We start from the raw sequence: 14,497 nt of genomic DNA on the forward strand, positions 1-14,497 counted from the left end.
TCATTGTAAAATCATGATTTTGCCAAATTTGCCCTTGAATATTAGTAGCGTTTTCTTTACAATCGTAAATAGTGTAAAAAAGCGTGCAAACGCATGAATATCATCTAAAGGAGAGATTCACATGGGAAAACTGTATGTATTTGATCACCCGTTAATTCAACATAAGATTACATATATTCGCGATAAGAATACAGGTACGAAAGATTTTCGTGAATTAGTGGACGAAGTAGCAAGCTTAATGGCTTTCGAAATTACTCGCGACCTTCCACTTAAGGACATTGAAATTGAAACACCTGTAAGCAAAGCGACAACAAAAGTGATCGCTGGTAAAAAACTTGGTTTAATTCCGATTTTACGTGCAGGTTTAGGAATGGTTGATGGAATTCTGAAATTAATTCCAGCAGCAAAAGTAGGACACGTTGGTTTATACCGTGACCCTAAAACATTGCAACCGGTAGAATACTATGTGAAACTTCCAACGGATGTAGAAGAGCGTGACTTTATCGTACTAGATCCGATGCTAGCAACAGGTGGTTCTGCGGCTGAAGCAATTAACTCTCTGAAAAAGCGCGGTGCGAAACAAATTAAATTAATGTGTATCGTTGCAGCTCCAGAAGGGGTAAAAGTAGTACAAGAAGAACATCCTGATGTTGATATTTATGTAGCAGCATTAGATGAGAAATTAAATGACCACGGATATGTAGTACCAGGTCTTGGTGATGCTGGTGACCGTTTATTCGGAACGAAGTAAGACAACTGACGAGCAGGGGAGATTCCCCAGCTCGTCTTTTTTGCTGTAAGCAAGTAGGGGAGGGGGAGAGGATAAATATACATCGTATATACAACATAAGTTGCATACACCTCACATATAATATAGAAGTCTTACGTCTGAGGAACACTATATTATGGAAGAAAAGCGTTATATCTCGAAAATATAATAGTGACAAACTTGTGAACATTTCCTTCTATTATAAAGAGAAAACTGTTAGAAATTGCATATATGTAACCAGTATTTAGAAGGGGAACGTTTTCATTTTTGGGAGGAAATGCCTAATACTCAAATTTTTAGATTTTTTACGATTTCTCGTTGACACTGTTAATACCCTATTGTATGCTAACAACGGGGATAGATGGTAGGGCTTTCAGTGACAAAATTACATCTATTCCGTGACGAAAATGTAAACTTTTTGTTTTGTATAGGATTTATGCAAAAAAATGAGTTATTATTAACACATCGTGAATGAGGGTTACATATTGGAGGGATGAATCCTTGCAAAAAAACGATCGCAGCCATATAAAAGCTTATGCTTTAATGTCAGGTATTCTTGCTCAATTAGTCGGTTCTATTCTTGTTGGAATTTTTGGTGGGCAGTGGATTGATAATAAGGTTGGAACGTTTCCGTTGTTTCTTATTATAGGGTTATTACTCGGACTAGGAACAGGGATATACGCAATGATTCGACTCATTCGACATTACTATTCGGGAGAGCAATGATGATAGACGTACATGGACTTGTCCAAAGACAAAAGAAATATATGTACTACTTGCTTGCGCTTCTAGTGCTAGGATGGGGATTTACCTCTTACAAGGATGTATTTCTTGGACTGATTATCGGTACGATTTTCAGTTTTCTTAGTTTGCGCATCATTGCACGTAGAACAGACAAGCTGCTAGATCGCGTAACAAATGGAGAAAACGTGAAGTTCAAGGCAACAGCGGTAAGTACATATTCAAGATTCGCCACGATTGGGTTATTAATTTTATTTGCAGCCAAATATCAAGAGTTAATCGCGATGTGGGGCCTAGGTGTAGGATTGCTGACAGGATACCTTGTCATGATCATAGATTTTCTTTATTTAGAGTATAAGAGCAGGGAAGAGAGGTGAATTACTAGTGGAACACGGTAAATTAGTTGAATTTCTAGGTTTAACGTTCGATTTGTCATCAGTTATGATGGTTACTGTAGCAGCAGTTATTGTTTTCTTAATCGCTGTTATCGGAACTCGCAGCTTAGCTCTTCGCCCAACCGGGATGCAAAACTTCATGGAATGGGTGTTTGACTTCGTGAAAGGGATTATCAATAGTACGATGGACTGGAAAACAGGTGGACGTTTCTTAACGCTTGGCGTTACGCTTATCATGTTTATCATCGTATCGAACTTCCTTGGTTTACCATTCATGTATTCAGCAACTGAAGCTGGCGAACATATTGCATGGTGGAGATCACCAACGTCTGATCCAGCAGTTACATTAACATTAGCCGTGATGGTAGTTACCCTCACCCATTATTATGGAATTAAGATGAAGGGTACGAAAGAGTACGTAAAAGGTTATTTCCAACCTATGAAATTCTTATTCCCATTAAAGGTTATTGAGGAGTTTGCTAACACATTAACGTTAGGTCTTCGTTTATTTGGTAACATTTATGCAGGTGAGATCTTATTAGGATTACTTGCTAAGTTGGGCGGAGCATCAGTCCTTGGGGCATTAGGTGCGCTTGTACCAATGTTAGCATGGATGGGATTCAGTGTATTCGTTGGATCAATCCAAGCATTTATTTTCGTTATGTTAACGATGGTTTATATGGCTCATAAAGTAAGCCATGACCATTAATATAATTTAAGTAAGAAAAAATTTATTTTTTTATAATACAAAGGAGGACAAATTAAATGAGTTTAGGTGTAATCGCAGCTGCAATTGCAATTGGTTTATCAGCATTAGGTGCAGGTATTGGTAACGGTCTTATCGTATCACGTACAATCGAAGGTGTTGCTCGTCAACCAGAATTAAAAGGCGCACTTCAAACAATTATGTTCATCGGGGTTGCTTTAGTTGAGGCACTTCCAATCATCGGTGTAGTTATTGCATTCATCGTAATGAACAAATAAGGGAGACTCCCCTTACATAGATGGCGAAGAGTGTTTTTCCGAACTTTCTTCGCCATTGCTTTATGAACGAAACGTATGTCTTTTTTTTTCATATGATCAATTTAGATATTTTGAAGGGAGTGAATCCTTGTGCCAACTTTATTATTAGGAGCTTCCATTCCATTTGGAACGATTGCTTATACATTGTTCATTTTCTTACTTCTATTAGTAATGCTACGCAAATTTGCGTGGGGTCCTTTAATGGGAATTATGAAAGAACGTGAAGAGCACGTTGCTAATGAAATCGACGCTGCAGAAAGAAATAATGCTGAAGCGAAGAAATTAGTAGAAGAACAACGTGAGATGTTAAAACAATCGCGTGTTGAAGCACAAGAGTTAATCGAAAGAGCGAAAAAGCAAGCTGTAGATCAAAAGGATGTTATTGTTGCTGCTGCGAAAGAAGAAGCAGAATCAATTAAAGCATCTGCTGTACAAGAAATTCAACGCGAAAAAGAGCAAGCAATTGCTGCTTTACAAGAACAAGTCGCTTCTTTATCTGTTCAAATTGCTTCTAAAGTAATTGAAAAAGAATTAAAAGAAGAAGATCAAGTGAAGTTAATTCGCGATTATATTAAAGAAGTAGGAGAAGCGCGATGAGCAATGGGATTGTAGCAAAACGTTATGCTGTCGCTCTTTTTAAAATTGCAAAAGAAAAACACGTATTAGAAATGTTTGAAGAGGAATTACGCCTTGTACAAAACGTTTATGTAAAGAACGGAGAACTACATAGCTTTTTAACGCAACCGAACATTTCAAAGGAACAAAAGAAAACGTTTCTTGCAAACGTATTCGGATCTGTTTCTGAATCTATTTTAAATACGTTATATATTTTAATTGATAACAAACGCATTGATATCTTACCTGAAATTGCAGATGAATATGTTGTTCTTGCTAATGAAGAACGTAACGTAGCGGATGCAACTGTATATTCTACTCGTCTTCTATCAGAAGAAGAGAAGCTTAACATTGCTGAAGCATTTGCAAAGAGAACGGGAAAAGATGCAATTCGCGTGAAAAATGTTGTAGATGAAGATTTACTAGGCGGAATTAAAGTACGTATTGGAAATCGCATTTATGACGGAAGTTTACAAGGAAAATTAGCACGTATTCAGCGTGAATTAATGAAGAATAGATAGGGGTGAAGCACATGAGCATCAGAGCTGAAGAAATTAGCGCACTGATAAAGCAACAAATCGAGAACTATCAGTCTGAAATCGAAGTTAGTGATGTTGGTACAGTTATCCAAGTTGGTGACGGTATCGCGCGTGCTCATGGTCTTGATAACGTTATGGCTGGTGAACTTGTAGAGTTCTCTAACGGCGTTATGGGACTAGCACAAAACTTAGAGGAAAACAACGTAGGTATTATCATTTTAGGACCTTACACAGAAATCCGTGAAGGTGACGAAGTTCGTCGTACTGGTCGCATCATGCAAGTACCAGTAGGAAAAGAACTAATTGGTCGTGTTGTAAACCCATTAGGTCAACCAGTTGATGGTTTAGGCCCAATCAATACAACAAACACTCGTCCAATCGAAAGTCCAGCACCAGGTGTAATGGATCGTAAATCTGTTCATGAGCCACTTCAAACAGGTATTAAAGCGATCGATGCTCTTGTACCAATTGGCCGTGGTCAACGTGAGTTAATCATTGGTGACCGTCAAACTGGTAAAACAGCAGTTGCACTTGATACAATCATTAACCAAAAAGATGAAGACATGATTTGTATCTACGTAGCAATTGGACAAAAAGAATCAACTGTACGTAACGTAGTAGAAACACTACGTAAGCACGGTGCATTAGAATACACAATCGTTGTAACTGCATCTGCTTCTCAGCCAGCTCCATTATTATATCTAGCTCCTTATGCTGGTGTAACAATGGGTGAAGAGTTCATGTACAATGGTAAACACGTATTAGTAGTATATGATGACTTATCAAAACAAGCAGCGGCTTACCGTGAGCTGTCATTACTATTACGTCGTCCTCCAGGTCGTGAAGCTTACCCAGGGGATGTATTCTACTTACATTCTCGCTTATTAGAGCGTGCAGCAAAATTAAGTGATGCAAAAGGCGGCGGTTCTTTAACTGCACTACCTTTCATCGAAACACAAGCAGGGGACGTATCAGCATACATCCCAACAAACGTAATTTCTATTACGGATGGACAAATCTTCTTACAATCTGACCTATTCTTCTCTGGCGTACGTCCAGCGATCGATGCGGGTACTTCTGTATCTCGTGTAGGTGGATCTGCTCAGATTAAAGCAATGAGTAAAGTATCAGGTACACTTCGTCTTGACCTTGCATCTTACCGTGAGTTAGAAGCGTTCGCTCAGTTCGGTTCTGACCTTGATAAAGCAACTCAAGCGAAATTAAACCGTGGTGCTCGTACTGTTGAGGTATTAAAACAAGGATTACACAAACCGTTACGTGTAGAGAAACAAGTTATCATTCTTTACGCTTTAACACGTGGATTCCTAGATGATATCCCAGTAGTAGATATCACTCGTTTTGAAGAAGAATTCCATGCTTGGTTAGATTCTAATGCGACTGACTTATTAGAAGAAATCCGCACAACTAAGAAACTTGCGGATGACGACAAATTTGCAGCAGCAATCAATGGATTTAAAAAAGTATTCGTAGCTTCTGAATAATAAAAGCTCCAGCGGCTCGTTCAAGCCGCTGGAGCTAGATAGTATATATAAAAGGCATCTCGGGCTCTGAGATTGCTAAAGGTCATGTAAAGGAAAAGAGTAGGTGCACCTATTCTTTTCCTTCAATCATGAGCAAGAATATCTTGCAACGTAGATTAGGAAGAGGATTCTTACTAATCGTGCCAACTTCCGGAAAAAAGGTGGTGAAAACCTGTGGCATCTTTACGCGATATAAAAGCGAAGATTAACTCGACAAAGAAAACGAGTCAAATTACGAAAGCGATGGAGATGGTATCTGCATCTAAGTTAAACCGTGCAGAGCAAAATGCTAAATCTTTCGTTCCGTATATGGAAAAGATTCAAGAAGTAGTAGCGAGCATTGCGCAAGGAAGCAAAGGGATTAATCATCCAATGCTAAATGCGCGTCCTGTAAAGCGTACAGGATACATCGTTATTACGTCTGATCGCGGACTAGCAGGTGGTTATAACAGTAACGTATTACGTACAGTAAGTAACGTAATTCGTGAACGTCATAATATGGATTCAAACCAATATTCTATTATTGTGCTTGGACGACTAGGACGTGATTATTTAAAACGTCGCGGCTTTAACATTATTGATGAAGTAGTTGGATTATCTGACCACCCATCATTTACTGATATTAAAGACCTTGCTTCTCGAGCAATTGCGATGTTCGCAGATGGTGCTTATGATGAGCTGTACATTTACTACAACCATTACGTAAGTAAAATTTCACAAGAGGTAACGGAAAATAAAATTTTACCGCTTACTGATGTGGCGTCTGACAAACCGACGACAGCTTATGAATTCGAACCTTCTGAAGAAGAAATTTTAAAAGTATTATTGCCACAATACGCAGAAAGCTTAGTGTACGGTGCATTACTAGACGGTAAAGCAAGTGAGCACGCAGCGCGTATGACAGCAATGAAGAGTGCTACAGACAACGCAATGGAAGTTATCGATTCACTTACACTTTCATTCAACCGTGCGCGTCAGGCAGCGATTACGCAAGAAATTACGGAAATCGTTGGTGGAGCAGCAGCGTTAGAATAGTATTAAAAAGCGGAAGCGGTTCGTTCAGAATGAGAGGGGGATGGAGCCTTTTGACGTAGAGGCGATTTGTGCCTCGTAGGAAAAAGCGAAGCCACCGAACATTCTAACCGCTGGAGCTGGATTCAATAAAAAGCGGAAGCGGCTCTTTCAGGAGAGTCGCGTAAGCTAAACTAATAAAAAATTAAAAGCTAACTTCTCTGATAGAGGTAGCTAATTAAAAGAAAGCTAGGAGGGAACCCGATGAATAAAGGGCGCGTTACGCAAATCATGGGTCCGGTTGTAGACGTTAAGTTTGATGGCGGAAAGCTACCAGAAATCTACAATGCCCTTACGGTAAAACAAAGCAACGAAAACGGAAGCATGAACTTAACATTTGAAGTTGCACTTCATTTAGGTGATGATACAGTTCGTACAGTTGCGATGTCTTCCACAGATGGACTTGTTCGTGGCACAGAAGTAGAAGATACTGGTAAAGCAATCTCTGTACCAGTTGGTGATGCAACACTTGGACGTGTATTCAACGTATTAGGTGATGCAATTGACTTAGATGGTGAACTTCCTGCGGATGTACACCGTGATCCAATTCACCGTCAAGCACCTGCATTCGAAGAATTATCTACTAAAGTAGAAATTCTTGAAACTGGTATTAAAGTAGTAGACTTACTTGCTCCTTACATTAAGGGTGGTAAGATCGGCCTATTCGGTGGTGCCGGCGTAGGTAAAACAGTATTAATTCAGGAGTTAATCAATAACATCGCACAAGAGCACGGTGGTATCTCTGTATTCGCTGGTGTAGGTGAGCGTACTCGTGAGGGTAATGACTTATACCATGAAATGAGCGATTCTGGCGTAATCAAGAAAACTGCGATGGTATTCGGACAAATGAACGAGCCACCTGGAGCACGTCAACGTGTTGCATTAACAGGTTTAACAATGGCTGAGCATTTCCGTGATGAGCAAGGACAAGACGTACTTCTGTTCATCGATAACATCTTCCGTTTCACGCAAGCGGGTTCTGAAGTATCTGCCCTTCTTGGTCGTATGCCATCTGCGGTAGGTTACCAACCAACACTTGCAACAGAAATGGGTCAATTACAAGAGCGTATTACATCTACAAATAAAGGGTCTATCACGTCTATCCAAGCGGTATATGTACCAGCCGATGACTATACTGACCCAGCACCAGCTACAACGTTCGCTCACTTAGATGCAACAACAAACTTAGAGCGTCGTTTAACGCAAATGGGTATTTACCCAGCCGTAGATCCATTAGCATCTACATCTCGTGCACTTTCTCCAGAAATCGTAGGAGAAGAGCATTATGAAGTAGCTCGTCAAGTACAGCAAACTTTACAACGTTATAAAGAGCTTCAAGATATCATCGCTATCTTAGGTATGGATGAGTTATCTGAAGAAGATAAGTTAGTTGTACATCGTGCTCGTCGTATTCAATTCTTCTTATCTCAAAACTTCCACGTAGCTGAGCAGTTTACAGGTCAAAAAGGTTCTTACGTACCTGTAAAGAATACAGTTAGTGGTTTCAAAGAAATTCTAGAAGGAAAATATGATGACCTTCCAGAAGATGCATTCCGCTTAGTAGGTGGCATTGAAGAAGTTATTGAAAACGCGAAGAAAATGATGGCGTAAGGCCTTAGGAGGGACGAAGTATGAAGACATTTCCAGTCAGTATTGTAACTCCTGATGGACCGGTTTACGAAAAAGAAGTAGAAATGGTAAGTGTAAAAGCAGAGAGTGGGGAAATGGGGATCTTACCAGGTCACATTCCAACTGTTGCACCATTAAAAATTAGTGCAGTTCGTCTGAAAAATGGTGGACACACTGATTATGTAGCAGTAAGCGGTGGCTTTATCGAAGTTCGTCCAGATAAAGTGACTGTATTATCATCATCTGCTGAAGAAGCAAACCATATCGATATCCATCGTGCAAATGAAGCGAAGCGTCGCGCTGAGCAACGTCTGCAAGATAAACAAGCACATGTTGACTTTAAACGTGCAGAAATGGCATTACAACGTGCTGTGAACCGTTTGAACGTTTCCGATATGAAGTAAAAAAATCCGTAAGGGCTTTGCCTTTACGGATTTTTTTTTTGTGTGTTTTATGGATAATTTTACAAAACTGGTATAATTATATTGATGCTTGTATAAGTAGAAGTGTACAACAATTTATATTTCATAAAGGGGATGGATCAATGATTGGTGAAATGAAGCGAGAAGCATTGTACTCTTTAAAGGGAAAATGGGGACTAGGTGTTGGATCAACAATTTTATATTTTATTTTAAGTTATGTTGTTTCGCTGGCTGCAATGCTTATACTATTAATTCCAGGAATTATTATATTTCTCTCAGTTGTAAGCTTAACTGGATCATTTGAAGAGGAAACGATGTCAATTGGAGCAGGTATTACCTTTGGAATTTTTTATTGCATTATGATAATTTTGAGTAACGCATCGTATGGGATTACGTCATATGGTTATACAAATGTATTTTTACAGATTAGTAAACGAGAAGATGCTAAAGTAGATTACTTATTCGAAGGATTTCGTGGCTTTAAAAGAATGATGAAAACAATGTGGGCAATGCTTGCGATTTTGTTATATACAGGTACATGGATTCCGATGCTGTTAATAGGCTTATTTGCATTGTTAGGTGAAGAAGGGAATACGTCATTTGCAATAGCTTTCTTCGTACTATTAGCAATTTCAATAGTTGGTATGATTGTGATGTATTTTTCTTATGCACTGACGTACTATGTGATGATTGAAAATCCAGAATATAGTGTTTCGCAGGCGATGAAGGAAAGTAAGAATCTTATGAAGGGTCATAAGTTAGATTTGTTTCTTTTATGGCTGAGCTTCATAGGATGGGCTATTTTAGCGCTGCTTACTTTTGGAATAGGATTTCTTTGGCTTAGTCCGTATATGAGTACGACGACAGCACACTTTTATCGCTACATTTCAAAAGGTGAATTTCAATAGGAACATGCTATACTAATAGAATTATTGTGTATAGGAGGCGAGGCTACGCATGATTAGTGATTTAAAAGGAGAAGCACTAGATTCATTAGAAGGGAAATGGGGATTAGCTGTTGGAGCTACACTACTCATTTCAATTCTTATCACGGCTTTTAGTTTTAGTGTTGATTGGGGATTTTCTTTAATTTTCGGTTGGCAAAAAACAAATGGTTCACTTTCAACGAATATTCTTTCATTTTTTGTAACTGGACCGTTAACTTTAGGTGGATATTACCTTGGTTTAAATATCCTTCGTGAAAAGCAAGCTAGTATTGGTAATGTATTCATTTGGTTTTCAGAGGGAAAGAGATTTCTAAAATCATTTTTATTATATTTATTAGTAAATCTTTATCTTTTCTTATGGACGTTATTGTTCATTATTCCAGGTATTATTAAATCATTTTCTTATGCGATGACATACTTTATTATAAACGATCATCCTGAGTATTCACTGAACCAAGCTATTACAGAAAGTCGTCGTATGATGGATGGACATAAGATGGAGTATTTCATTTTATGTTTAAGTTTTATTGGCTGGTTTATATTAAGTTGTATTACGTTAGGGATTGGATTCTTATGGTTAATTCCATATTTCTATACGACATCTGCAGCTTTTTACGAAGAGATTGCAGAAGAATATTATGAGAAAAAAATTTAGCACTATAAAACCCCCAGTATGAATTATTTGTTCATACTGGGGGTTTTTTGTAGAAATTTTATAAATTGATTACTAGTAAGTGGTTTACTGAAATAGTAACCTTGCATATATTTACAGTTATGTTTTTGCAGAAACTTAAGCTGTTTTTCGGTTTCAATTCCTTCGGCAACGACTGAAAGATTTAAAGTATTTGCGAGGGAAAGTATTGTAGAAACGATGGCTCGTTCTTCAGGACGATGATCAGCTAATTGTGTAAATTCTCTCGGTACTTTTAATGTGTCGATTGGAAAAATTGATAAATAAGCAAGAGAAGAATACCCAGTACCGAAGTCATCAATGGAAGTTTGGATACCGTACTCTTTTAATTGCTTCAGTCTCAATAACGTTTCTTTCTCGTCAATCATTGCAATTCTTTCTGTTAACTCAAGGGTTACATATTTTGGGTCGACTTGCACGTCGTTTAATATTTGTGAAATGTTTTCGATTAATTGATCTTGCCGGAATTCTTTTGCGGATAAATTAACACTTATTTTTAAATTTTGGTAGCCAAAGGTATGCCATATTTTTAATTGGAGACAAGCTTCTTGTAATACCCAATGTCCAAGTGGGACTACTTGTGGCGTCTCTTCTACAATTGGAATAAACTCACATGGTGAAATGTCACCTAATAGCGGGTGTTTCCATCGTATTAAAGCTTCAGCACCGATAATTTTATTTGTTGTCGTATCAATTTGTGGTTGATAAACGAGATAAAATTCTTTGTTTACTAAAGCGATTGGCAAATCTTTTTCAATTCGAGCTTTTCGTTCCATTTTTTTATATAGTTCTTTCGTGTAAAGAGAGCTACCGTTTTTTCCTTTATTCTTTGCTTCGTACATGGCCATATCAGCATGCTGCAAAATGGATAGCGCATCTTCACCTGCTTCAGGATATATTGCAATTCCGATGCTCGGTGAGATTTGTAAATGTTGATTTTCGATTTCAAATGGCTCATTCATGGCCGCTACAATCCTATCAGCTATTTTTTGGACATCTGGCTTTTTTTTGTAATTCTCGATAAGGATTGTGAACTCATCCCCAGCTAGCCGCGCGAGTTTCATATTTGATGTTGCTATTCTTTCGAGCCTTTTTGCTACTGCGATGAGCAATAGGTCTCCTACTCGATGACCGAGGGTATCATTAATAACTTTAAAACGGTCTAGGTCGAGAAACATAACAGCAAAAGGCTTTTTCGATATTTTTGCTCGCGCAATTGCCTGTTCTAAATGTTGATGAAATGCACGACGATTTGCAAGCTCTGTTAAAGTATCATGGTATGCTAGGAAGTTGATTTGTTCTTGTTGTTGTTTGCTTTCCGTAATATCTTTAATCATTAAATAAACCCCAGAAATTTTCTCCTTTAAAAAGATCGGTACGGCGGTAACGTGCAAGTAGTAAATATCTCTGTTTTTATGGTAAGCCCGTATTTCTAAAGAAATCGAATATCCCTTTTTCACGCGATGAAAGGCGTTAATCATTTCTTCTAAATCTTCTTCGTATATGAGTGAATAGTAAGGCTGGTTTAATAATTCATTCGTTTGATAACCGAGTAAAGTAGTACCAGCGTTATTTACTTTGAGAAAATTACCGTACAAATCTAATGTGAAAATTGGATCTGGATGATGCTCGTATAAAGATTTAAACATTTGTTGATTATGATAGAGTTCATTTTTCTGTTCTACTAAATCTTCTGTACGTAGTTTAATTTGTTTCTCGAGTTCTGAGTTGAATTGCATTTGAGCGATCAATAATATTTTATTTTGTTTTCGAACTAAACTATGACGTATGAGAACGAAAGAAAAAGTTATTATAAGTCCGATTACTATAATAGGCGCAAAAACGTATTCAACTAATATAAAAACAATAAGCATTACTACAGAAATATACGGTAATGATAATCGGATTGATTCGCCAATTTTAGGTGTTAGTAGTACTTGTTCTTGTTTTTCAGGCTTTTTTGTATGGAGAATACAGGCGATTGCTACTAGTACTAAGGTTACTTGATAGAAAGGCGTAACTGTAAACATAGAATACTCTGGTATGAAGTATTTTATATAAGCATAAATCGCATCTGTAGTAGCATATAAAATTAAAGCACTGCCAAGAAGTGCACCGACCTTTTTAGGTAATAAGGATAGTGGTTTGAATAAAAGGTTGATTCCTATTAAGAGAAAGAGTAAATCAGCCATTGGATAGGTAAGTTGAACAAATATGTCGATATAGGATGTTGTAAAGATATGAATAGTTCGTTCAATAAGTAAGTAGTAACTTAAAGTAAATTGGGCTGTAACGATAATACAAATATCACATAGCATAAAAAGTTTTTCTAATAAATCTCGGTTATAAATGATTTCGTATAGAAAGGCAAACGTAAAGCTAACTAAAAAAAGTAAGTAAAAAAAGTCAGATGGATCAACGAACGTATAGAAGTCCTTTACAACTAAACGCTGATAGGCAACGACTATATCACCGATAAAATAAGAGAGAGCTCCAACAGATAATATGATCCAAAATAAACGAGATAGCCCTTCTTTCATGTTTGAAAAATAAAGTATATAACTACAAGCGATAATATCAATTAATAGGGTGCTCGTTCCGATTAATAGCTGAAAAGGAAATGAGTATTCATATACAAAAGGCATTGCTACATAGTGAAGCGTTATAGACAGCAATACAATGCTTATAAGAATACTTACATGTGTTTGTTTTTTCATTTATATCACCTACGGTTTCTTGAAAAGCATATATAAGTTTTATATTTATTTTGCACAATTATAGCAAGTTGTAAAGATAGATTTTAATAATTCTTGTTTCTGTCTCCCAACATATCGACATAGGAATTTGAAGTTTGCTATAATGATTAGAATAGTTGCATTATTTAGAAAAATTTAAAAATAATAATTACTGCAACTAGGACATATTGTTTACTATGTGAACTTGTTCTTAATTTAGGGGGGAGGGTTTCACAATGGCAAGTGTATATGAAAATAGTTATATGATCGTTTTGATTTTCTTGCTATTAGGTATATTGCTGCCGGTAGTGGCTCTTACATTAGGAAGGATGCTGCGCCCAAATAAACCAAGTGCAGCAAAGGCGACGACGTATGAGAGTGGAATTGAGCCTTTTCATGATGCAAATATTCGGTTTCATGCTCGTTATTATATTTTCGCTTTATTGTTTGTGATCTTTGATGTAGAAACTTTATTTTTATATCCTTGGGCTGTTGCGTATGACAAGCTAGGTTTATTTGCATTAATTGAAATGCTCATCTTTGTTGTAATGTTGCTAGTTGGATTAGCGTATGCTTGGAAAAAGAAGGTGTTACAATGGTTATAAATTTTGAGGAATTACATCCAAATGAGCGAGCAGAATTAGAACGAAATATCTTTTTTTCTACATTGGAACAGTTGAAAGGATGGGCGAGGAGCAACTCTTTATGGCCGATGACATTCGGACTGGCATGCTGTGCAATTGAAATGATGGGGGTAGGCTCATCACATTACGATTTAGATCGATTTGGGTCATTTTTTCGAACTTCACCAAGGCAATCAGACGTCATGATTGTATCGGGAACAGTAACGAAGAAGATGGCTCCTATTGTTCGGCGTTTATATGATCAAATGCCCGAACCGAAATGGGTTATTGCGATGGGATCTTGTGCGACAGCAGGTGGTCCGTATGTAAATTCATATGCTGTTGTGAAAGGTGTAGACCAAATCGTACCAGTTGATGTGTATATTCCTGGTTGTCCCCCAAATCCAGCTGCTTTAATCTATGGAATTAATAAATTAAAAGAGAAAATTCGTTACGAGGCAAAGACCGGAAAGCAGGTGACGAATAAATGAGTAATCCAAATAAAGATTTAGAGGATCTAAAAAAAGAAGCAGCTAGGCGTGCGAAAGAAGAAGCGAGAAAACGCCTTGTAGCGAAACACGAGGCGGAAATAAGTGAACTTGAGGAGGAAGATCAAGAAAAAGAGAAAGCGCTACCAAAAAATGATGATATTACTATAGAAGAAGCAAAACGACGTGCAGCAGCAGCCGCAAAAGCAAAAGCGGCAGCATTAGCAAAGCAGAAAAGAGAAGGGACAGAAGAAGTAACGGAAGAAGA

17 protein-coding genes and 1 pseudogene are annotated in these 14,497 nt (G+C 37.6%); 17 read left to right on the forward strand and 1 reads right to left on the reverse strand.

The genetic code is table 11. The annotated features are described in order from the left end of the window. Positions 1 to 121: 121 nt before the first annotated feature. The 14 genes from upp to DN401_RS19965 all read left to right on the forward strand — a co-directional run bounded on the left by upp (position 122) and on the right by DN401_RS19965 (position 10,347). A complete protein-coding gene (gene upp, locus DN401_RS19900) occupies positions 122 to 751 on the forward strand; it encodes a uracil phosphoribosyltransferase (protein ID WP_000517539.1) in 630 nt (209 codons plus the stop codon). A 379-nt stretch (positions 752 to 1,130) separates the two neighbouring features. Then, positions 1,131 to 1,244 carry a DUF4024 domain-containing protein gene (locus tag DN401_RS19905; protein WP_000232962.1) on the forward strand — a complete coding sequence of 38 codons (114 nt, stop codon included), beginning with the start codon at positions 1,131 to 1,133 and terminating at the stop codon, positions 1,242 to 1,244. A 26-nt stretch (positions 1,245 to 1,270) separates the two neighbouring features. Beyond that, the gene (locus DN401_RS19910; RefSeq protein ID WP_001171222.1) at positions 1,271 to 1,495 is read left to right on the forward strand and encodes an AtpZ/AtpI family protein; all 225 of its coding nucleotides are present in this window, start codon (positions 1,271 to 1,273) and stop codon (positions 1,493 to 1,495) included. Then, a complete protein-coding gene (locus tag DN401_RS19915; protein ID WP_000567600.1) occupies positions 1,495 to 1,887 on the forward strand; it encodes an ATP synthase subunit I in 393 nt (130 codons plus the stop codon). The genes DN401_RS19910 and DN401_RS19915 overlap by 1 nt, the downstream gene beginning before the upstream one ends. A gap of 7 nt (positions 1,888 to 1,894) precedes the next feature. After that, a complete protein-coding gene (gene atpB, locus DN401_RS19920) occupies positions 1,895 to 2,614 on the forward strand; it encodes a F0F1 ATP synthase subunit A (RefSeq protein WP_000399871.1) in 720 nt (239 codons plus the stop codon). A gap of 56 nt (positions 2,615 to 2,670) precedes the next feature. After that, entirely contained in the window at positions 2,671 to 2,889 is a 219-nt protein-coding gene (gene atpE / locus DN401_RS19925) for a F0F1 ATP synthase subunit C (protein WP_000052064.1), read from the forward strand. A gap of 129 nt (positions 2,890 to 3,018) precedes the next feature. After that, on the forward strand, positions 3,019 to 3,525 hold the full coding sequence (atpF, locus tag DN401_RS19930) for a F0F1 ATP synthase subunit B (RefSeq protein WP_001142624.1): 507 nt from the start codon (positions 3,019 to 3,021) through the stop codon (positions 3,523 to 3,525). Then, complete coding sequence (gene atpH, locus DN401_RS19935) at positions 3,522 to 4,064, forward strand: F0F1 ATP synthase subunit delta (RefSeq protein WP_000064683.1); 543 nt, start codon at positions 3,522 to 3,524, stop codon at positions 4,062 to 4,064. Before atpF ends, atpH begins: the two co-directional genes overlap by 4 nt. An 11-nt stretch (positions 4,065 to 4,075) precedes the next feature. Next, a complete protein-coding gene (gene atpA / locus DN401_RS19940) occupies positions 4,076 to 5,584 on the forward strand; it encodes a F0F1 ATP synthase subunit alpha (protein WP_000027518.1) in 1,509 nt (502 codons plus the stop codon). A gap of 213 nt (positions 5,585 to 5,797) precedes the next feature. Next, complete coding sequence (gene atpG / locus DN401_RS19945) at positions 5,798 to 6,658, forward strand: F0F1 ATP synthase subunit gamma (protein WP_000157696.1); 861 nt, start codon at positions 5,798 to 5,800, stop codon at positions 6,656 to 6,658. A 240-nt stretch (positions 6,659 to 6,898) separates the two neighbouring features. Then, positions 6,899 to 8,305, forward strand: a complete 1,407-nt coding sequence (atpD, locus tag DN401_RS19950; protein ID WP_001032595.1) for a F0F1 ATP synthase subunit beta — start codon at positions 6,899 to 6,901, stop codon at positions 8,303 to 8,305. 20 nt (positions 8,306 to 8,325) lie between these two features. Further along, positions 8,326 to 8,727, forward strand: coding sequence for a F0F1 ATP synthase subunit epsilon (gene atpC, locus DN401_RS19955; protein WP_000847211.1), 402 nt, complete (start codon positions 8,326 to 8,328; stop codon positions 8,725 to 8,727). Positions 8,728 to 8,867: 140 nt separating this feature from the next. Next, positions 8,868 to 9,653, forward strand: coding sequence for a DUF975 family protein (locus tag DN401_RS19960; RefSeq protein WP_000578820.1), 786 nt, complete (start codon positions 8,868 to 8,870; stop codon positions 9,651 to 9,653). Between the two features lie 49 nt (positions 9,654 to 9,702). After that, entirely contained in the window at positions 9,703 to 10,347 is a 645-nt protein-coding gene (locus DN401_RS19965) for a DUF975 family protein (RefSeq protein ID WP_000622462.1), read from the forward strand. Between the two features lie 23 nt (positions 10,348 to 10,370). Here DN401_RS19965 and DN401_RS19970 read toward each other — a convergent pair whose 3' ends face one another. Then, the gene (locus DN401_RS19970) at positions 10,371 to 13,100 is read right to left on the reverse strand and encodes an EAL domain-containing protein (RefSeq protein ID WP_000745012.1); all 2,730 of its coding nucleotides are present in this window, start codon (positions 13,098 to 13,100) and stop codon (positions 10,371 to 10,373) included. A 254-nt stretch (positions 13,101 to 13,354) separates the two neighbouring features. On the opposite strand from DN401_RS19970, the gene nuoA reads away from it, so the two are divergent. The 3 genes and pseudogenes from nuoA to DN401_RS19985 all read left to right on the forward strand — a co-directional run. Then, a complete protein-coding gene (gene nuoA / locus DN401_RS19975; protein ID WP_000179273.1) occupies positions 13,355 to 13,723 on the forward strand; it encodes an NADH-quinone oxidoreductase subunit NuoA in 369 nt (122 codons plus the stop codon). Continuing rightward, complete coding sequence (gene nuoB / locus DN401_RS19980; protein WP_000236331.1) at positions 13,714 to 14,232, forward strand: NADH-quinone oxidoreductase subunit NuoB; 519 nt, start codon at positions 13,714 to 13,716, stop codon at positions 14,230 to 14,232. The genes nuoA and nuoB overlap by 10 nt, the downstream gene beginning before the upstream one ends. Beyond that, a pseudogene (locus DN401_RS19985) lies at positions 14,229 to 14,497 on the forward strand (NADH-quinone oxidoreductase subunit C); the annotation flags it as partial. The gene nuoB and the pseudogene DN401_RS19985, both read left to right, overlap by 4 nt.

The sequence above is a fragment of the Bacillus sp. BF2-3 genome (genome assembly GCF_008368795.1).
Taxonomy (GTDB): domain Bacteria; phylum Bacillota; class Bacilli; order Bacillales; family Bacillaceae_G; genus Bacillus_A; species Bacillus_A cereus.

Coding starts and splice junctions, on each gene's coding strand:
- nuoA (WP_000179273.1), top strand. CDS start 13,355: ATGGCAAGTGTATATGAAAATAGTTATATGATCGTTTTGATTTTCTTG.
- atpH (WP_000064683.1), top strand. CDS start 3,522: ATGAGCAATGGGATTGTAGCAAAACGTTATGCTGTCGCTCTTTTTAAA.
- atpA (WP_000027518.1), top strand. CDS start 4,076: ATGAGCATCAGAGCTGAAGAAATTAGCGCACTGATAAAGCAACAAATC.
- DN401_RS19960 (WP_000578820.1), top strand. CDS start 8,868: ATGATTGGTGAAATGAAGCGAGAAGCATTGTACTCTTTAAAGGGAAAA.
- atpE (WP_000052064.1), top strand. CDS start 2,671: ATGAGTTTAGGTGTAATCGCAGCTGCAATTGCAATTGGTTTATCAGCA.
- DN401_RS19915 (WP_000567600.1), top strand. CDS start 1,495: ATGATAGACGTACATGGACTTGTCCAAAGACAAAAGAAATATATGTAC.
- DN401_RS19970 (WP_000745012.1), bottom strand. CDS start 13,100: ATGAAAAAACAAACACATGTAAGTATTCTTATAAGCATTGTATTGCTG.
- DN401_RS19965 (WP_000622462.1), top strand. CDS start 9,703: ATGATTAGTGATTTAAAAGGAGAAGCACTAGATTCATTAGAAGGGAAA.
- atpD (WP_001032595.1), top strand. CDS start 6,899: ATGAATAAAGGGCGCGTTACGCAAATCATGGGTCCGGTTGTAGACGTT.
- atpC (WP_000847211.1), top strand. CDS start 8,326: ATGAAGACATTTCCAGTCAGTATTGTAACTCCTGATGGACCGGTTTAC.
- nuoB (WP_000236331.1), top strand. CDS start 13,714: ATGGTTATAAATTTTGAGGAATTACATCCAAATGAGCGAGCAGAATTA.
- upp (WP_000517539.1), top strand. CDS start 122: ATGGGAAAACTGTATGTATTTGATCACCCGTTAATTCAACATAAGATT.
- DN401_RS19905 (WP_000232962.1), top strand. CDS start 1,131: ATGGTAGGGCTTTCAGTGACAAAATTACATCTATTCCGTGACGAAAAT.